At 67.3% G+C, this 19538-nt stretch carries 16 protein-coding genes; all 16 read left to right on the top strand.

Going from position 1 to position 19538, the window contains the following annotated elements:
• The first annotated feature begins 1 nt into the window (after position 1).
• The 16 genes from CUJ89_RS31635 to CUJ89_RS31560 all read left to right on the top strand — a co-directional run bounded on the left by CUJ89_RS31635 (position 2) and on the right by CUJ89_RS31560 (position 19457).
• On the top strand, positions 2-649 hold the full coding sequence (locus CUJ89_RS31635; RefSeq protein ID WP_114181160.1) for a TetR/AcrR family transcriptional regulator: 648 nt from the start codon (positions 2-4) through the stop codon (positions 647-649).
• 178 nt (positions 650-827) lie between these two features.
• On the top strand, positions 828-1661 hold the full coding sequence (locus tag CUJ89_RS31630; protein ID WP_114181159.1) for a phytanoyl-CoA dioxygenase family protein: 834 nt from the start codon (positions 828-830) through the stop codon (positions 1659-1661).
• Between the two features lie 18 nt (positions 1662-1679).
• Positions 1680-2093, top strand: coding sequence for a RidA family protein (locus CUJ89_RS31625; protein WP_114181158.1), 414 nt, complete (start codon positions 1680-1682; stop codon positions 2091-2093).
• 94 nt (positions 2094-2187) lie between these two features.
• On the top strand, positions 2188-3552 hold the full coding sequence (locus CUJ89_RS31620; RefSeq protein WP_114181676.1) for a DUF1329 domain-containing protein: 1365 nt from the start codon (positions 2188-2190) through the stop codon (positions 3550-3552).
• Positions 3553-3627: 75 nt separating this feature from the next.
• Positions 3628-5472 (top strand): DUF1302 domain-containing protein, encoded by a 1845-nt coding sequence (locus CUJ89_RS31615; RefSeq protein ID WP_114181157.1) that lies wholly within the window; start codon positions 3628-3630, stop codon positions 5470-5472.
• A gap of 63 nt (positions 5473-5535) precedes the next feature.
• Entirely contained in the window at positions 5536-7896 is a 2361-nt protein-coding gene (locus CUJ89_RS31610; RefSeq protein ID WP_114181156.1) for an efflux RND transporter permease subunit, read from the top strand.
• Positions 7897-7935: 39 nt separating this feature from the next.
• On the top strand, positions 7936-8223 hold the full coding sequence (locus tag CUJ89_RS31605) for a hypothetical protein (RefSeq protein WP_152036682.1): 288 nt from the start codon (positions 7936-7938) through the stop codon (positions 8221-8223).
• 30 nt (positions 8224-8253) lie between these two features.
• A complete protein-coding gene (locus CUJ89_RS31600; protein WP_114181154.1) occupies positions 8254-9222 on the top strand; it encodes a WD40/YVTN/BNR-like repeat-containing protein in 969 nt (322 codons plus the stop codon).
• Positions 9223-9307: 85 nt separating this feature from the next.
• Entirely contained in the window at positions 9308-10786 is a 1479-nt protein-coding gene (locus CUJ89_RS31595) for a flavin monoamine oxidase family protein (RefSeq protein ID WP_114181675.1), read from the top strand.
• Positions 10787-11470: a c-type cytochrome gene (locus tag CUJ89_RS31590; protein WP_114181153.1), complete on the top strand. Its 684-nt coding sequence runs from the start codon at positions 10787-10789 to the stop codon at positions 11468-11470.
• A 176-nt stretch (positions 11471-11646) separates the two neighbouring features.
• Positions 11647-12777 (top strand): saccharopine dehydrogenase family protein, encoded by a 1131-nt coding sequence (locus tag CUJ89_RS31585; protein WP_114181152.1) that lies wholly within the window; start codon positions 11647-11649, stop codon positions 12775-12777.
• Positions 12778-12819: 42 nt separating this feature from the next.
• Complete coding sequence (locus CUJ89_RS31580) at positions 12820-14373, top strand: class I adenylate-forming enzyme family protein (RefSeq protein WP_114181151.1); 1554 nt, start codon at positions 12820-12822, stop codon at positions 14371-14373.
• Positions 14374-14398: 25 nt separating this feature from the next.
• The gene (locus tag CUJ89_RS31575) at positions 14399-15643 is read left to right on the top strand and encodes a thiolase family protein (protein ID WP_114181150.1); all 1245 of its coding nucleotides are present in this window, start codon (positions 14399-14401) and stop codon (positions 15641-15643) included.
• 11 nt (positions 15644-15654) lie between these two features.
• Positions 15655-17139 carry an NAD(P)/FAD-dependent oxidoreductase gene (locus tag CUJ89_RS31570; protein ID WP_114181149.1) on the top strand — a complete coding sequence of 495 codons (1485 nt, stop codon included), beginning with the start codon at positions 15655-15657 and terminating at the stop codon, positions 17137-17139.
• 164 nt (positions 17140-17303) lie between these two features.
• Positions 17304-17978 carry a TetR/AcrR family transcriptional regulator gene (locus CUJ89_RS31565; RefSeq protein ID WP_201752421.1) on the top strand — a complete coding sequence of 225 codons (675 nt, stop codon included), beginning with the start codon at positions 17304-17306 and terminating at the stop codon, positions 17976-17978.
• Positions 17979-18167: 189 nt separating this feature from the next.
• Positions 18168-19457 (top strand): acyl-CoA dehydrogenase family protein, encoded by a 1290-nt coding sequence (locus tag CUJ89_RS31560; RefSeq protein WP_114181147.1) that lies wholly within the window; start codon positions 18168-18170, stop codon positions 19455-19457.
• Positions 19458-19538: the final 81 nt, after the last annotated feature.

Raw genomic sequence — 19538 nt, 5'->3', positions numbered from 1 at the left:
GATGGATACGAAACGCCTGACCCGTGCGCAACGGCGGGACGCGACACGCGAACGCCTGCTCGACGCCGCGCGCACGATCTTCGCGGAGCAAGGGTATGCGGTCGTGAGCGTCGAAGCGATCGCCACGGCAGCCGGGCATACGCGTGGCGCGTTCTATTCGAATTTCCGCAGCAAGACCGACCTGCTGTTCGAGCTGATGCGGCGCGATCACGACGCCGCCGCGGCGGAGCTGCGGCGGATCGTCGACGCGGACGGCACGTGCGAGGACGCGGAGCGCGCGCTGCTCGACTACTGGCGGCGTCACGCCGGCCAGCATGCATCGCGTCTGATGTGGATGGAGGCGCAGCTTCAGGCCGCCCGCGATCCGCGGTTCCGCGCGCGGTTCGGCGTGTTCCTGCGAGAGCGGCAGGAACAGGCGGCGGCGTGCCTGAGTGCGTTCGCGGCGCGTGCGGGCACATCGCTGTCGTTGCCCGCGGAGGTGCTGGCATTCGGCCTGACCGCGCTGTGCGATGGCGTGCAGTCGTGCCGTGCGGCCGATCCGCGCGGCGCGACCGACACGCTGGCCGATGCGGTGCTGGCGGGCTTCCTGACGCGCGCGGTGTTCGACCACGGGTCGAAGCCGGGGCAGGACTTCAGCGTCGGCCTGTAGGCGAACGGAAAGCCCGTTGAAATAGTTGAACGACACAGCAGACAAAACAGGGAATACCCCGTCTTTAACTTTCTATTATTTTTGTCATGATGACCTAACATTGTCACCATGTTCTACTGAAAAGGCCGGCAGCGAGCGATCGCGACAGGCCGCCGTTGGACGAATCAGGAGATCTACGATGGATGCATCCACGCGCAGGGCTTTCTTCGAGGACGGCGCGGTCCTCATCGAAGGGCTTCTCGACGACGAACAGCTGGCGCGCTGCCGCGCGGCGTTCGACTGGGGGCTCGAAAACCCGGGCCCGATGGCGGGCTCGCTGCTCGACGGCACGGAATACAAGTCGCACAACGACAACGCGAACCCGTACGCGAAAGCGCGACTCGACGCACTCGTCGGCACGCTGCCGTTCGGGCAGCTGTTCGCCGACCTGTGGGGCTCGCAGCACGTGTGGTACTTCGCGGAAGAACTGTTCATGAAGACCGGCGGCAAGAGCGCCCGCTCGCCGTGGCATCAGGACACGTCGTACCTGCCGTGGGCAGGGATGCACTTCGGCAACGCGTGGATCAGCTTCGAAGGCGTGCCGAAGCGCAATGCGCTGGAGATCGTCCGCGGCTCGCATCGCGGCGTGCGTCACGACGGCACCACGTTCCAGAACGCCGAGGACCCGACCGATCCGCTGCACGGCGGCGACGCATGGCCGCGCCTGCCGAACATCGAGGCCGCGCGCCGCGCCGACCCGAAGGCCTACGACATTTTCTCGTGGGAAACGAAGCCGGGCGACGTGCTGTTGCTGCATCCGGGCGTGCTGCACGGCGGCGGCGCGGTCGATGCCGATTTCCCCGATCGCCACACGCTGGTGCTGCGCTTCTTCGGCGACGACGCGGTGTTCAGCCCGCTGCCCGACGAAAGCCGTTCGGGTTTCACGCCGGCCGGCGTGCTGTTCGTCGAGGAACTCGCCGCGCTGAAGGCCGGCGATCCGTTCCGCGCACCGTGTTTCCGTCAACTCGTCTGAACCAGGAGAACTTCCATCATGACTACGACCAGCAAACGACAGTCGATCGTCCCGCCCGCTTTTCAGCCATGGTACGACGCGTACCACTTTGCGCCGGCAACGCGCGTCGGCGACACGATCTGGGTATCGGGCCAGGTCGGCCTCGACGCGCAGATGCAGCCGGCCGACGGCGTGCAGGCGCAGGCGCGGATCGCGTTCGAATCGCTGAAGGGGATCCTCGAGGCGGCCGGCGCGAGCCTGGCCGACGTCGTCGAACTGACGACGTTCCATACGGATCTGCAGCGCGAGACCGAAGGCTTCGCGGCGGTCAAGGATGAGTATTTCCCGAGCCGCTATCCGTCATGGACGGCGGTCGGCATCTCGCAACTGGCGCTGCCGGGCCTGTGCGTCGAGATTCGCGCGGTGGCGGTGGCCGGGTCCGGCAAGGACTGACCGGGCGGCTGACCGGGTCGGCCGGCGAGCCGATTCGAATCAATGCGTGTCGTCCGTGATGGGCGAACCAAGGCGGAGTGGGAAGGAGAACGTGATGATGAAGCAAAAATTCGTAACCGTGTCCGTGATCGCGGCTGCTGCCTGTCTCGCGATCGGCACGGCAGTCGCGGCCGACGACCTGACGCCGTCGGGCGCCGAGCGCGCGGCAAGCAAGGACGGCGCGGTGCCCGCGTATGCGGGCAAGCAGCCGCCTGACGCCGGCTGGGAGTGGGGGAAGGTGCGCGCCGATTTCTGGAAGCACCGCAACGAGAAGCCGCTGTATTCGATCGACGCGGCGAATGTCGACAAGTACGCCGACAAGCTGTCGCCCGGCCAGATCGCGCTGATCAAGCAGAAGAAGGGCTACCGGATGGACGTCTATCCGTCCCATCGCGAATGCCAGCTGCCGGATGCCGCGGAGCAGAACTCGAAGGCGAACCTCACGGCAGCGAAGCTCGATTCGAGCGGCGTGAACCTCGCGGCCGCCGTGTTGCCGGGCATGCCGTTTCCGCAGCCGAAGAACGGTGCGGAAGCGATCCTGAACTACGAGATGCGGTATCGCGGCGAAGGCATCGACTGGGCGCAGATGGTCACGACCATTGCGCCGCGCCCCGGCAGCAGCGACTGGATCGACGCGGTCGGCCCGCAGTCGTTCTACTTCCCGGCCGGCAAGCTCGGCAAGCGCTCGCCGCAGGACGTCGACCAGCTCAGCGCGGCCGTCTACTTCCAGATGAACTCGCCCGCGGCGCTGGCCGGGCAGGCCTTCGTGCAGCGCCAGTATTTCGACAAGGCGTCGGAGACGTATTACTACTTCCCCGGCCAGCGCCGGGTGCGGCGCATGCCGGCCTATACGCACGATGCGCCGCTGATCGGCTTCGAGAACCAGTACCTGATCGACGAAGCCAACATGATCAACGGCTCGCTCGACCGGTTCGACTGGAAGCTCGTCGGCAAGCGCGAGATGGTCGTGCCGTACAACGCGTTCGGCATGTACCGGTTCAAGAGCAAGCTGCACGACGTCGCGACGGCCGACGGCGTTGCTGCCGCGAACCGCCGCTACGAAACGCATCGCGTGTGGGTGGTCGAGGCGACGCTCAAGCCGAGTGCGCGGCACGTCGCATCGAAGAAGGTGTTCTACCTGGACGAGGACAGCTGGCTCGCGCTGGTCGGCGAGGACTACGACGCGCAAGGCAAGCTGTGGAAAGTGCGGGAAAGCTACCCGATCCCCGCGTGGGAGCTCGGCGGCACCTGCGACAACGAACCGCTCGCGCAGTACGACCTGGTCAACGGCCGCTACGTGCTCGACGCGACGTCGATCGGGCAGGGCAAGGACGTGCGCTGGCTCGAACAGGCCGACGATCCGCGCTTCAAGTCGGATTTCTACACGGCGGAATCGTTGCGTTCGGTCAGCGAGCGTTGACGGGCGGCGAACGATAGACAAGAAGACCGGCGCGCGTCACGATGCGCCGGCGTCGAACAGGGGAGGAGACGGATCATGGAACCGGCACGATTAATCAGGAATGCTACGGTATCGATCGCCATCGCGGGCGCCGCGACGTCGAGTGCATACGGTTACGATTTCACGGTGGGGAATGGCGATCTGCAAGGGTCGTGGGTGACGAACCTGACGGCAGGCATGGGCATCCGCACCAAGAACCCGAGCTGCTCGCTCACCGGCGATCCGAATGCGTTCGGCTGCGGCGCGGCGGCCAATACCAACCAGTGGGGCTATGCCGACAACGGCGACCTGAACTACCGCAAGGGCCAGCCGTTCAGCACCTACATCAGCGCGACCAGCGAGCTGCTGCTGAAGATGCCGAGCGAAGGGCTCAAGTTCATGGTGCGCGGCACCGGCATGTACGACTTCCTCGCCGGCAATACGAACCGCACGCCGTTGTCGAGCACGGCGGCCGCGCAGGTCGTCTACAACGCGCAGCTGCTCGATCTGTGGGCGCAGAAGGATTTCACGATCGGCGGCCAGGGCGCGCACGTCCGGCTCGGCAACCAGGTGATCAACTGGGGCGAGAGCATGTTCGCGCAGAGCGGCATCAATGCGACCAACTCGCTCGACGTGCAGAAGCTGCTGATTCCCGGGTCGCAACTCAAGCAGGCGCTGCTGCCGGCGCCGATGCTGAGCGTTGCCGCGAACCTGTCGCACGGGTTCAGCACCGAGGCCTATTACCAGTTCCAGTGGAACGGCAACCGCTACCCGCCGGTCGGCTCCTACTGGTCGGTGACGAACGGCTTCGGCCGCGGCGCGGAGCCGTTCACGATCAACACGAACAACCTCAACCTGATCGGCCCGAGCGCGGGCACGATCGCCAACGCGATCGGCGGCTCCGGCGCGGCGGGCAACCAGGATACGCTCGACGCGATCAAGAACGGGCTCGTGAACGGCGCATTCGCGGGGCCGCCGTTCAACGACATCGGCCTGCCGAGCACGACGAACCTGCCGGCGAAATACCGGCCGCAGTTCGGCGTGAAATTCAACTATGCGCCACGTTCGTTCGACGCGAACTTCGCGTTCTATTACCTGAACTACACGGACAAGTCGCCGGTGCTGGCGTCGCTCGCGAACGGCATCGAGCAATGGTCGTATCTCGGCCGGCGCCAGTTGTTCGGCGTCAGCGCGAACTTCGGGGTCGGCCCCTGGGCGATTGGCACCGAGCTGTCGTACCGGCCGCGCGATGCGGTCGCGCTGTCGGGCTGCTACGGCGCGGGCGGCCCGCTCGACATGAACACGAACGGCGTGCCGGGCGTCAATTGCCAGCAGTGGGTCGACAAGAAGAAGTTCCAGTACGACCTCAACGGCCTGCTCGCGCTGACGCGCAGCGAGTATCCGTTCCTGAAGTGGCTCGGCGCGGATTCGGCGGCCCTGACCTGGGAACTGACGTGGATCTACTACCCGGGACTGAACGCCAACGGCGTCACGCGCACGATCGACGGACATACCGTCACGCAGGCGCCGGCGACCGGTTATCTGCCGTGGCTGAACTACGGCTCGGGGCTCGGTTATCCGATCGCGGCCGGGCAGGGCACGGCGAGCTCGGTCGGCGCGACGATCGATTTCAACTGGACCTATGACGGCACGCTGATTCACGGCTGGCAGGTGACGCCGGGCGTGACGTTCTCGGACGGCCTCTACGGTTATACGCCGACCTTCACCGCGAATTACATGCAGGGCGCGAAGTCGGTGAACGTCTACGTGCTGTTCAACCAGAACCCGCCGAACTGGCAGGCCGGCATCAATTTCACCGCGTTCTTCGGCGGACACCAGACGGTGGGGCAGCCGTACGCGGACCGGAATTTCGTCGGCCTGTTCGTGACGCGGAACTTCTGACGGGTGCATCGGTGCAGGGTGGCGCACGTCGTGCGCCGCCGGAATACATGAAGGGGTAACGTCGTGCTCAATCGTCTGGTCAGTCGCCTGGAAAGGCTCTTCTTCGGTCATCGCGCGATCGTGCTCGCGGCGATCGGCCTGTTTACCGTCGCGATGGCCGTATTCGCCGTGCAGCTGCGCATGGATGCCGGCTTCGAGAAGCAGATGCCGATCGGGCACGAGTACATCCGCACCTTCCAGCAATACCGGAACGACCTGCTCGGCGCGAACCGGATCACGGTCGTCGTGCGGGCGAAGCAAGGCTCGATCTGGACGCCGGCGGGACTGACGCGGCTGTACAAGGTCACGCAGGCCGTCACGTACCTGCCGAACGTCGACCGGATCGGCGTGCGCTCGCTGTGGACGCCCAATGCGTTCGTCAACGAGGTGACCGACGAAGGCTTTCGCGCGGAGCCGATCATTCCAGGCACGATCACGCCAGGCCAGCTGACGCCGGAAGTCGTCGCGCGGATCCGCCGCGCGACGACGCTCGGCGGTTATGTCGGCACGCTCGTGTCGCACGGCGAGGACAGCGCGATGATCACGGCCGAGCTGAACGAGCGCGATCGCGCGGGCAAGGTGCTCGACTACGTGGCGTTCAATCACCTGCTCGAGCAGCAGATCCTGAAACCGTTCGAGGATGCCGGCTACGACATCCAGATCATCGGCTTCGCGAAGCAGATCGGCGACATCGCCGACGGCGCGACCGCCGTGCTCGGGTTCTGCGGCATCGCGCTGCTGCTGACCGCGCTCGCGGTCTACTGGTACTGCCATTCGGTGCGCTTCACGGTGCTGCTGATCGTGTGCTCGCTGACGTCGCTGGTCTGGCAGTTCGGCTCGCTGAAGCTGCTCGGTTTCGGCCTCGATCCGCTCGCGGTGCTGGTGCCGTTCCTGGTATTCGCGATCGGCGTGTCGCACGGCGTGCAGCAGGTGAACTTCATCGTGCGCGAGATCGCCCACGGGCAGAGTTCGTACGACGCGGCGCGCCACAGCTTCCGCGGCCTGCTGATTCCCGGCGTGCTCGCGCTGATTACCGCGTTCGTGTCGTTCATCACGCTGCTGCTGATTCCGATTCCGATGGTGCGCGAACTCGCGATCACCGCGTCGCTCGGGGTCGCGTACAAGATCGTCACGAACCTGATCCTGCTGCCGGTGGCCGCGTCCTGTTTCAACTTCACGAAGACCTATGCGGACAAGTCGCTGAAGCGCGCGCAGCAACGGGCGAAGCCGCTGCGCGTGCTGGCGCGGGTGGCCGAGCCGAAGGTCGCGGGCGTCACCGTCGCGGTGACGGTGGCGATCTTCGCGCTCGCCGCGTGGCAAAGCCGCGACCGCGTGATCGGCACGCTGCAGCCGGGTGCGCCGGAGCTGCGTGCGGATGCGCGCTTCAACCGCGATGCGACGTCGATCGCCGGCAACTACGACATGGGCCTCGACTGGCTGACGGTCGCGATCGAATCGACCGGCAAGGCCTGCGACAACCCGGCGGTCGGCCTGTACCAAGACGACTTCTCGGCGGCGATGCGCACCGAGCCGGGTGTCGTATCCGTGCAGTCGTATGCGGCGATGCTGCGTGCGTACAACCAGGGCTACAACGAGGACTACCCGAAGATGAACGTCGTGCCGATCGATCCCGAGAACTACGGGGCGGTGTCGGTCGACGTGTCGCGCCTGAAGGGCTATATGAACCGTGACTGCGGGATGACGGCCGTTCACCTGTTCCTGACCGATCACAAGGCGACGACGATCAACCGGATCCTCGACGACGTGAAGCAGTACCGCACGTCGCATCCGTTCCCGGGCATCACGGTCCGCCTCGCAGCGGGCAACGCGGGCGTGCTGGCCGCGACCAACGACGAGGTTGCTAAAAGCGAGCTGCCGATGATGCTCTATGTGTACGCGGCGATCCTGATCCTGGTGTTCTTCGCGTACCGCGACTGGCGCGCGATGCTCGCGTGCTGCGTGCCGCTGTCGGTCGCGACCTTCATCGGCTACGGGTTCATGAAGGAGCTGCAGATCGGGCTGACCGTTGCGACGCTGCCGGTGATGGTGCTGGCGGTGGGGATCGGCGTCGACTACGCGTTCTACATCTACAACCGGCTGCAGGTGCATCTCGCGGGCGGGCAGGACATCGTGAAGGCGGTGCAGCACGCGATGCTCGAAGTGGGGGTCGCGACGATCTTCACGGCGATCACGCTGGCGATCGGCGTCGCGACGTGGAGCTTCTCGGCGCTCAAGTTCCAGGCCGACATGGGCAAGCTGCTGGCGTTCATGTTCATCGTCAACCTGGTCATGGCGATGACCGCGCTGCCCGCGCTCGCATCGGTGCTGGAGCGCTGGTTCCCACGCCGCAAGCCGGCCCGCGCGCCGGGCCTGTTCAGTCATTGACTCCAGTCACGAATACCCGAACACCACGGAGAACCTTCCATGAACAAGCCCCTGGTTGGCTGTACCGCGTTGTGCGTCGCTGCAGTGGCAGTCGCGCTATTCCATGGATCGGCTGGGGGCCGGACGGTACCGACCCACATGCTGCTGACCAACCTCACGCGCGCCGGCACGCATATCGTCGCCGTCGACGAACACGGTGCCGTTCTTTTGTCGGACGACGACGGCAAGACCTGGCGGCAAACGTCGCGCGAGGCGGCGTCGGCGATGCTGTCGGCCGTCGCACTCGGCGGCGCACCGTCCGGCTGGGGCGGCTTGCTCACCCACTGACGCCAACGCACACCATTACAGAGGCCCACCATGATCAAGACGCTTGTTGCCTGTACCGCGCTTTGCGTTGCCGCAGCAGCCCTGGCGCAAACCGGCGACGGCACGGTTGCCACGTGGGCCGCGAAGCCGGCCCACGCGTGGCCCGCGCCGACCCACATGATGCTGACGGACGCGACGCACGCCGGCACGCGCATCGTCGCCGTGGGCGAGCACGGCGTGATTCTGCTGTCGGACGACGACGGTCGCACGTGGCGGCAGTCGCGGCGCGTGCCCGTGTCGGCGACGCTGTCGGCCGTTACCTTCGCCGATGCGAAACACGGCTGGGCGGTCGGCCAGTGGGGCGTGATTCTCGCGACCGTCGACGGTGGCGAAACGTGGGAGAAGCAGCGCATCGATACGTCGGTCGACCAGCCGCTGTTCTCCGTGTTCTTCACGAGCGAACGCGACGGGATCGCGGTCGGCCTGTGGTCGCTGATGCTCGCGACGCACGACGGCGGCAAGACGTGGGCCCGGGTGTCGCTGCCGAAGCCGCCGGGCGGCGGCAAGGCCGACCGCAACCTGTACCACGTGTTCGCCGATGCGTCGCATGCGCTCTACATCGTGTCGGAACAGGGGATGGTGATCAAGTCGACCGACGGCGGCGCGGGCTGGACCTATCTGCCGACGGGCGGCAAGGGTACGTTGTGGTCGGGCGTCGCGATGCCCGACGGCCGCATCGTGGTGGGCGGGCTGCTCGGCAGCCTGTTCCAGAGCGCCGACGGCGGCGCGACATGGTCCGCGCTGAACTCCGGCACGCGCAGCTCGATCACCGATCTCGTCGCGACCGGCGGCGGGCTGGTCGGCGTCGGCCTCGACGGCCTCACGTTCACGCAGCGCGTGGCGGGCGGCCCGTTCGACGTCGCACCGCGTGCCGATCGCGCGACGCTGACCGCGGCGCTGATCGATGCGCGCGGCAAGCCGATTCTCTTTTCGCAGGAAGGCGTGCTGGCCGCGCCGTGAGCGCGTATCGACGTCGGCAAGCGGATGAATCAACCCGAAGGACCCGCGCAGGAAAGCGAGGATGAAGACGGATGGAGTATGCAAGATGAATCGAAAATACCAACCTGACACCCAGGGCCGGCGCCGGATACTGCGCGCCGCGGCGGCGGGTGCCGCGGCGCTGGCGGCGGGAGATGTGTCGTTCGCGGCAGGGTCCGCCGCGAACGACACGGATCGCGGCGTGCTCGATGTCGCGATCATCGGCGCCGGGCTCGCGGGCCTGACCGCCGCGCGCGACCTGAAGCGCGCCGGCTGCGCGTCGTTCGTCGTGCTCGAGGCGCGCGACCGCGTCGGCGGGCGAACCTACAACCACGACCTCGGGCACGGCGTCGTGTCGGAAGCGGGCGGCCAGTGGATCGGCCCCGGGCAGACGGCGATCGCCGATCTGGCGCGCGAACTCGGCGTCGATACGTTTCCGACCTTCTACGCGGGCAAGACGGTCGTGCTGGCCGGCGACGCGCGCGTCGCGCAGGATTTTCACGGCGGCACGGGCGGCGACGACGCGATCGGCGCGAAGCTCGGCGCGCTCGCGCGCGGCGTGCCGTCGCGCGAGCCGTGGACCGCGCAGCACGCGGCGGAACTCGACAAGCTCACCTACGGCGACTGGCTGCTGAAGCAGGGCGTGACCTACGAGGACGGGTATTTCCTGGGCCTCGCGGCGAAGCTGTCGCTCGGCGGTGCGCCGGCGCAACTCGGGCTGCTGCACTACCTGTCGATGATCAACAGCGCCGATTGCGAATACACGAAGCTCGAGTCGATCAAGGGCGGCGCGCAGGAAACGCGTTTCGTCGGCGGCTCACAGGTGCTGAGCATCAGGATGGCGGCCGAACTCGGCGGCGCGGTGAAGCTGAAGTGCCCCGTGCGCCGCATCGCGGGCTGGGATCGCGACGTCGTCGAACTGCACACCGACCAGGGCGTATTGCGCGCGCGGCGCGTGATCCTCGCGCTCAATCCGGCGCTCTGCAACCAGATCGCGTTCGACCCGCCGCTGCCCGACGGGCGTGCGCAACTGCACCGGAACTGGCCTGCGAATGCGCCGATGCGCAAGACGGTGCATGTCTACCCCCGCCCGTTCTGGCGCGACGCCGGCTATAACGGGCAGATCTTCGAGGTCGGCGGCCCGGTGTTCATGGCGTACGACAACTCGCCGCCGGACGGCTCGGTCGGCGTGCTGGCCGCGTTCGTCGCGCCGGGCGGGCTGCCTGCGGACCCGAAGGCCGCCGAGCGGATGCTGTCGGCCGTCTATGCGCGCGCGCTCGGCGACGACGCGCTGCGTCCGACGCAGTTTCACGACTACGACTGGGGGCGCGTCGATCCGTGGACGCTGCAGTGCATTCATCCGCTGCCGCCCGGGTTCTGGACGACATGGGGCAAGTTCCTGCGTCCGGAGGTCGGCCGCCTGATCTGGTCGGGCACCGAGACCGCCGACATCTGGCCCGGCGCGATGGACGGGGCCGTGCGCTCGGGGCACCGTGCGGCGTTGCAGGCGCTCGGCAAGCTGGCCGGCCGCGGCGGGGAGGTCTGAATGAAGCGGACATCGATGATCGTCGCCGCGCTGGCGGTAGCGGTAGCGGGCGTGGTCGCGGCAGGCGCGCTTTACGGGCCCGACGTGGTCGATGGCATGCGTTACCAGAAGGCGATGGCCGCGATCGGCGACGCGGACAAGGCCAATGCCGGCGCGTGGCCGCAACCACAGGAAACCTGCTTCTTCTGCCACGGCGCGCGCGGCCAGTCGCTGAACGCTGGGTATCCGTCGCTGTCGGGGCAGCCGGCGGCGTACCTCGCCGCGCAACTGCGCGCGTTCGCGAGCGACCAGCGCCGCAACGCATTCATGGGGCCGCTCGCGCGGGAACTCGACAGCGCGAAGATCGCCGCGGTGGCGGCCTATTTCGCGCGGCAGGCGCCGGCGCGCAACGAGGCCGTGCCGGCCGACGCCGCGCTCGAAAAACGGGGCATGGCGCTGGTCGCGGCCCGAAGCTGCCAGGCGTGTCACGGCGCGACGCTGATGGGCAAGGATCAGGTGCCGCGCCTCGCAGGCCAGGGGCAGCGCTATCTGGAAGACCAGCTCGCGATGTTCCGGTCGGGCGAGCGCCACGATCCGGGCGGCGCGATGAACGCGATGGCCGCCGCGCTGTCGGGCGACGACGCGCGCGCGATCGCGCACTACCTGGCCGGCATGTCGCCGGGGCGCGTCGAGGGTGCCCAATGACGCGGGCAGCGCGGCAGAACCGGGAATACCCTGCCTTTTTCTTTGCTCATTACTTTGTCATAGTGACCTAAGATTGGTAATGTGTTCTATGAATGAAGTGCCACCTGGATGGGCGGCGGCATCACCCGACGTTCGACCGAACCGATTTTCGACAACTGACGTTTCAGGAGACAACCATGGCTAAGCACCCCGTCGTCGTTTATGGCGCAAGCGGTTACACCGGCATGTTGATCATGGACTGGCTGATCGACCAGAACATCCCGTTCACCGCGGTCGCGCGCAACGCGGGCCGCGCGAAGGAAATGATGGCGCAGCGCGTCGTCCGCCTCGAATCCGCTCAATACGAAATCATCGAGGCGGAGCACAACGTCGATGCGCTGGTGAACGCGTTTCGCGGCGCGAAGGTGGTCTGCAACACCGTCGGGCCGTTCTCCAATTTCGGGCTCGTCGGCGTCGAAGCCGCGCTGAAGGCCGGCTGTCACCATCTCGATACGACCGGCGAGCAGTCGTATATCCGCGACGTGCGCGAGCAGTTCGGCGAGCTGTACCGGCAGGCCGGCCTGCTGGTGTCGTCGTCGAACGCGTACATGTACACGTTCGCCGAGATCGCCGCCGAGCTGGCGCTCGAAACGCCGGGCATCGATGCGCTGGAAACCGCGACGCTGACGCGCGGCCCGCGCGGCGCGGCGGGCGTGAGCGTCGGCTCGACCGCGACGATCTTCGACGGCTCCCGCCACGAGTCCTGCTACCTGTGGGAGAAGACGCTGGTCCCGCACGCGCCGGACGCATCGTTCACGGTGGCGACGCCCGAGCTCATGCAGCCGGTGTTCTGCCTGCCGTGGGGCGGCACGTCGCTGCCGGTCTACTTCGAGCACGACCCGCGCGTGCGCAGCTGCATCTCGTGCGTGGGCTTCTATGACAACAACGTGATGAAGCTGGTGCACCAGTTCGGGCAGAAGTGGGAAGCCGAATACAAGCACCTGCCGCGCGAGCAGCAGGACGCGGTGCTCAAGCAGGTCGTCGATTCGACCACGCCGGCGATGCCGCCGCGCGAGCGCACGACGATCCAGCGCAGCGTCGATTTTGCGATCGGCCGCGGCCAGCTCGCGTCGGTGCGCGCGACCGTGCACGGGATCACGCCGTACATCTCGACGGGTGCGATTCACACGGCCGGCGTGCTCAAGCTGCTCGACGGCGACGCGGCGAAAGTCGGCTTCGCGTCGGGCTCGAAGGCGTTCGGCCATCGCTACCTGCTCGGCTTCCTCGAACAGCGCGGGCTCGCGCGCGCGACGGTCACGCAACTGTGACGGCTGCCGCCGTGCCGGTACAGACTCAACGGAACTTGTGAAATGGCCATTATCGATTTCTACGACCGCGGGTGGCGCATCAATCCCGACGGCATCGCGTATATCCAGGACGATCGAAGCTACACGTTCCAGGAAATCGGCGAGCTGTCGTGCCGCATCGCCAACGGGCTGATCGCCGCCGGCTTCGCGAAGGAGGCGAAGGCGGCGGTGTGGGCGGACAACGACGTGATCGGCTGGACCTGCGCGCTCGGGATGTGGCGCGCCGGGCTCGCATATATCCCGGTCAACGGGCGCAACGCGCCCGCCGAGAACCAGTACGTGCTCGATGCGTTCGACTGCGAAGTGCTGTTCTTCCATCACGCGTTCGCGCCCGCGATCGACGCGCTGCGGCCGAGCCTGCCGAAGGTCCGGCTGTGGGTGTGCCTCGACGCCGACCTGCCGTGGGCGCCGTCGCTCGCGACGTGGAGCGCGGATCGGCCGGCGACGATGCCGGTTGTCGACTTCGCGATGGACGACGTCGTGGCGCTGTCGGCCACGGGCGGCACGACCGGTGCGCCGAAAGGCGTGATGAACACGCACCGCTCGCTCCAGACGTACTTCGCGCAATTCATGATCGCGATGTCGTACGGCGCCGAGCGCCCGGTGAATCTCGCCGCGGCGCCGATGACGCACACGGCCGGCATGATGTCGCTGCCGTGCACCTCGCGCGGCGGCACGGTGGTCGTGCTGCCGAAGCCCGACCCCGCGCTGCTGCTCGGCGCGATCGTGAAGCACCGCGTGACCGAGTTCTTCCTGCCGCCGACCGTGATCTATCGGCTGCTCGATATTCCCGGTATCGACAAGGTCGACTTCTCGTCGCTGCGCTACTTCCTGTACGGCGCCGCGCCGATGTCGGTCGAAAAGCTCAAGCGCGCGATCGACGTGTTCGGCCCGGTGATGACGGGCGGCTACGGGCAGACCGAAGCGCCCGCGTCGATCTCGTACCTGACGCCGGCCGAGCATTTCGTCGACGGCAAGCTGGCGTCCGACGAGCGGCTGGCGTCGGTCGGCCGCCCGAATCCGCTGGTGCGCGTCGAGATCGTCGGCGAGCGCGGCGACGTGCTGAAGCAGGGCGAGACCGGCGAGATCTGCGTGCGCGGCGATCTCGTGATGAAGGGCTACTACCACGCGCCGGACAAGACGGCCGAGACGCTCGTCGACGGCTGGCTGCACACCGGCGACATCGGCCATCTCGATGCCGAAGGCTATCTGCATATCACCGACCGCAAGAAGGACATGATCATCAGCGGCGGTTTCAACGTTTATCCGAGCGAGGTCGAGCAGGTGATCTGGGCGCACCCGGCGGTGCAGGACTGCGCGGTGATCGGCGTACCCGACGACAAGTGGGGCGAGGCCGTCAAGGCCGTCGTCGAGCTCAATGCCGGCCAGCACGTGAGCGCCGACGAGCTCGTCGCGCTGTGCAAGGAGAAGCTCGGCTCGGTGAAGGCGCCGAAGAGCGTGGACTTCGTCGCCGCGCTGCCGCGCAGCACGGCCGGCAAGGTGTTGAAGAAGGACCTGCGCGAGCAATACTGGCAGGGCCAGCAGCGCCGGATATGAGTCAGATTGATAGGGATTGCAAACGATGAACGATGATATCTACATCGCCGGCATTGCGATGACCGTGTTTGGCCGGCATCCCGATCGCAGCATCGACGATCTGGCGCGCGAGGCGTTGCAGCGCGCGTTGCGGGACGCCGGCTGTCACGCCGACGCGATCCGCGCGGCGTTTTACTCGGGCATCACCAACGGCGCGCTGCAGGGGCAGCTGTCGATTCCCGGGCAGGTGGTGTTCAGCAAGATCGGGATCGAAGGCGTGCCGGTGTTCAACGTCGAGAATGCGTGCGCGTCCGGCAGCACCGCGGTGCACCTGGCCGTGCGGCATCTGCAGTCGGGCGCGTGCGACGTCGCGCTCGCGCTCGGCGCGGAGAAGATGAACGTCGCGGACAAGGCCCGCGCGTTCGCGCTGTTCGAAGCGGGGTGGGACGTGTCCCGCGTCGACGAGAACTTCGCGATGCTCGAGAAGCTCGGCGAAGGGATCGAGCCGCCGCCCGGCTCCGAGTCCGACCGGCCGTACAGCCGTTTCATGAAGATCTATGCGGCTCTGTGCCGGTATCACATGCGGACCTACGGCACGACGCAGCGGCAGATCGCGGCCGTGTCGTCGAAGAATCACGGGCATTCGGTGCATAACCCGTATTCGCAGTTCCGGCAGCCGTTCACGGTCGACGAAGTGCTGGCGGCGCCGCCGATCACGTATCCGATCACGCTGCCGATGTGCGCGCCACTGTCGGACGGCGCGGCGGCCGCGATCCTCTGCACCGAGGAAGGGCTGGCGCGCATCGGCGCCGATCGCAGCCGCTGCATCCGGGTCGCGGCGAGTGTGATCCGCAGCTTCACGCGCCGGCGCATCGACGAGCCGCACAAGCATATCGGCCGGCTCGCGGCGCTGCACGCGTATGAACAGGCGTCGCTCGGCCCCGAAGACATGCACGTGGCCGAGGTGCACGACGCATCGGCGATGGGCGAGATCATCCAGGCCGAGAACCTCGGCTTCGTGCCGTTCGGCGAGGGCGGCCCCGCTGCCGAGCGCGGCGACTTCACGCTCGGCGGGCGCATCCCGATCAACACGTCGGGCGGCCTCGAATCGAAGGGCCATCCGCTCGGCGCGACCGGCATCGGGCAACTGTACGAGCTGGTCACGCAATTGCGCGGCGAGGCGGGTGCGCGTCAGGTGCAGGGCGCGCGCCATGCGATCCAGGAGAACGGCGGCGGCTTGCAGGGCGTCGAGGAAGCCGCGCTGGCGATCCATATCTTGAGCAGGGACTGACGGAGGCGGACATGAGTGACGCACAGGGCGTGATACCGGTCGGACAGGCGGGCGTGGCGGCGCGGCACGGTGTCGATGGCGCGGGCGGTGTCGGCGTGGCGGCGTCGATGCAGACGGCGGGCACGGACGCGGGCGGGCCGCTTGCCCGTTGGGGCGAGGCCATCCGGGCCGACGCCGCGCTGCGGACCTACCGCCCGGTGGGCGGGTGGATCGAGTCGCCACATGACTTGCAGCCGCCGCTCGAAGACGACATCCAGGCCGACGCGATCGTCGTCGGCGCCGGCTTCGCCGGGTTGTCCACGGCGCTGGAGCTGACCGCGCGCGGCGCCCGCGTCGTCGTGCTCGAACGCGAGTTCGCGGGCTTCGGCGCGAGCGGACGCAATGCCGGCTATCTCGGGGGCGGCCAGGCGCTCGAGTACGAACTGTTCGTCAAGCGCGTGGGGCACGAGCAGGCGAAGCGGATCGTCGGCTTCTACGACGAAGGCGTCGCATACGTCGAGCGCAAGCTCGTCGAATACCGGATCGACTGCGATTACCGCGCGTCGGGCATCATTCGCGCGGGCGTGCATCCGTCACAGGAGAAGCGCTTGCGCGAGAGCATGGAGACGGGCATCGCGCTCGGCTCGCCGGCGCAGTTTCTCGATGGCGCGGCGATGCGCGAACGCGGCATCCCGCCCGCGTTCCTGTTCGGCGCGTACCTGCCGGGCGGCGGCACGCTCGATCCGGGCAAGTACGTAACGGGGCTGCGGCGCGCGGCGCTGGCCGCCGGCGTGAAGCTCTACGAGCACACCGGGCTGCTCGATTTCGAAGCAGGCGCGACGGTGCGCGTGCGCACCGCGCGCGGCAGCGCGAGCGCGCCGGTCCTGGTGCTTGCCACGAACGCATACACGCCGCAACTCGGGCTGCTCGGCGACAAGGTGATCCCGGTGCGCGTGTCGGCGCTGGAGACGGAGCCGCTGTCCGATGCGCAACTGGCGGCGCTCGGCTGGCCGAATCGCGAAGGCATCATGACGTCGCACCTGACGATGGAAAGCCATCGTCTCACCGCGCGCAACACGCTGCTGCTGACGACGAAGCGGCTGCACTACGTGTACGGGTCGCAGACGCCGAACGTGCCGGACGACGCGGCGTATCGCGCGCTCCTGAAGTCGCTGCACGAACGCTTTCCGCAACTGGGCAATCTGCCGGTGCGCGCATGCTGGAGCGGTTACGTTTCGATGGCCGGCGACGCATTGCCGGTGGTCGGCGCGACCGGCGCGCACGCGAACGTGTTCTACACGGCCGGCTGTTCGGGGCACGGCGTCGGCACGCAGTCGCTGATCGGGCGCGTGCTCGCCGAGCGGATTCGCGACGGCACATCGCCGCTGCTCGACGCGCTGACGCACCAGACGCCCGCGATGCCACCCGAGCCGGTGCGATGGTGCGCGGTCAACGCGCTGCTGGGTGCGGCGAACCTGCTCGACGAACGGGTGAACCGGAAGGCGCGACGGCGGTAGCGGCGCACGCGGTCGTCGCGACGAAGGCCTCTTCGCTCGCCCGGTCCGTCGGGCGAGGGGGCTCGATGGAAAACGGGGCCCGCATCGGGTATAGTCGTTTGCGCCCCGTGGAACGCGGGGCGTCATTTCGACGAAGTCGATACACCACCTTCACGACGAATACGATGACAGTGCCCAACGAACAGCGCAGCGGCAAAAAGCGGCGCACGTCGACTGCAACCGCCGCAGCCAGCAACCCCGACGGTTTGCGGGCGCAAGGCCTGCGCACGCGCAACACAATCATTCGCGTCGCGAAGAAGCTGTTGCTGGAAGGCGGCCCGCTGGAATTTTCTCAGCGCGCGGTTGCCGCCGCCGCCGGAATCAGCGTCAGCAATCTGCAGTACTACTTCCCGACCCGGATCGCCGTGTTGCGGGCTGTGATCGAGCCGGTCATCGACACGTATCTGGACGACATGAAGCGCGCGATCGGCAGCGACGCGTCGCCGCGCGACGTGTTCGAGGAGATCATCGAGCGCTCGATCAGCGATGCGAAGGATGCCAAGTACAACGCACTGTTCCGGCACTTCCTGTCGTTCGCGGCGACCGATCCCGAGTGCTTCAAGCTTTACGACGAATGGTATGCGACGCTCACGCGCGATCTGGCGCAGCTGCTGCGGGCCGTCAATCCTGCGTTCAGCGCGGCCGAAAGCCGGCATGCGGCGACCATGCTCATCGCGCTGGCAGACGGCTTCGCGATGCAGTACGGCACCGGGCGACACACGCAGGCGCTCGATGCGTATTTCACCGCGACCTCCCGCGCGCTCGCGTACGGCACGCTGCTGGCGCCCGCCGGCAAATAGCGGCCCGGGCCGCACCGCGGCAACGCGGCAACGCGGCAACGCGACAAGAGACAGGGGAATACCCTGTCTTTTTTTTGCTTCCTGTGTTTGTCATGATGACCTATGTTTGGTATGTATTACTAGATGTGGGGCTGGCCGGGCGCATCCGCTGTCCGGTCGGCATGGTTCCAGTCCAGGAGGAGAACGGAGATGATTCGTCTGAACAAGACCGCGGCGCTGCCGCTGGCCGGCATGACCGGCTTCGAGACGCCGCTGAGCGAAGAGGAAGGCGCGATCCAGCATACGGTTCACCGTTTCGCGCGCGACGTGCTGCGGCCGATCGGCCGCGAGCTCGACCGGATGACGCCGGAGGAGGTGATCGCGCCCGGCTCGCCGTACTGGGCCGCGATCGTCGAAAGCGCGAAGCTCGGGCTCGATCCGCAACTGATCGCGCAGTTTCCGCCGGACGTCGCGGTGCGCATCGAGTCGCTGATCGGCGAGGAGCTCGGCTGGGGCGATTCGGGCCTCGCCGTGTCGATCGGCGCGGCGACGATGCCGCTGATGATGGCGCAGACGCTCGGCAATCAGGAACTGATCGAGATGTGCGCGGGCAAGGTCGGCTGCTGGATGAACACGCAGCCGGATCGTGGTTCCGATGCGGCGATCCTGTATCGGGAGGAACTCAGCGCGCACGGCAAGCAACCGGTGGGGAACCTGACCGCGAAGGTCGGCGCGGACGAGATCGTCATCAACGGGCAGAGTTCGGCCTGGGTGTCGAACGGAGCGGTCGCGCAGGTCGCGCTCGCGTACATGGCGGCGGACTACGGCGACGGCTTCTATGGCGAAGGCGAGCGCAGCGCGTTCACGAACGGCATCGCGATGATCCTGCCGCTCGACCTGCCGGGCGTGTCGCGCGGCAAGCCGCTCGACAAGATCGGCCAGCGCTCGCTGCCGCAGGGCGAGATCTATTTCGACAACGTGAAGGTGCCGAAGCGATTCGCGGTCGCGCTGAAGGACGAGTATCTCGGCAACCTCGCGTCGACGTGGTCGTACGCGGGCACGCACATGTGCCAGGTGTTCGTCGGCGCGGCGCGCGCGGCGTTCGAACTGGCGCTCGCGTATTGCCACGAGCGCAGGCAGGGCGGCGCGCTGCTGATCGAGCACCAGATGACGCACCTGCGCATCGGCGAGATGCTGCGCCGGCTGGAGATGGCGCGCGCGATCGCGCGCCGCAGCCTCGCGTTCTCGCGGATGTCGCCGCAGAGCCATCCGTACGCGACCGCACAGGCCAAGGTGAGCGTGACCGACGAAGCGATGAAGATCGTGAACGAAGCGTTCCAGCTGTTCGGCGGCAACGGCACCACGCGCGAATTCCCGATCGAGAAGTTGTTCCGCGACGTGCGCTCGGCGCTGATCGAGGACGGCGAGAACATGATCCTCACGTCGCGCCTCGGCGTGCTGGCCGGGCAGCTTTATCGGAACGGGTGGACGCAGGAGTAAGCGCGGGCGGTAGCGGCAGGCCGCCTGCGGGCCTGTCTCCGTGCCCGTGCAGTTGCCGGGTTTCCCTGTCTGGCGCTCTTG

Source organism: Burkholderia pyrrocinia (assembly GCF_003330765.1).
Classification (GTDB): domain Bacteria; phylum Pseudomonadota; class Gammaproteobacteria; order Burkholderiales; family Burkholderiaceae; genus Burkholderia; species Burkholderia pyrrocinia_B.
Note: the sequence above shows the minus strand (reverse complement) of the source record. Positions and strands in the feature narration are given on the sequence as shown.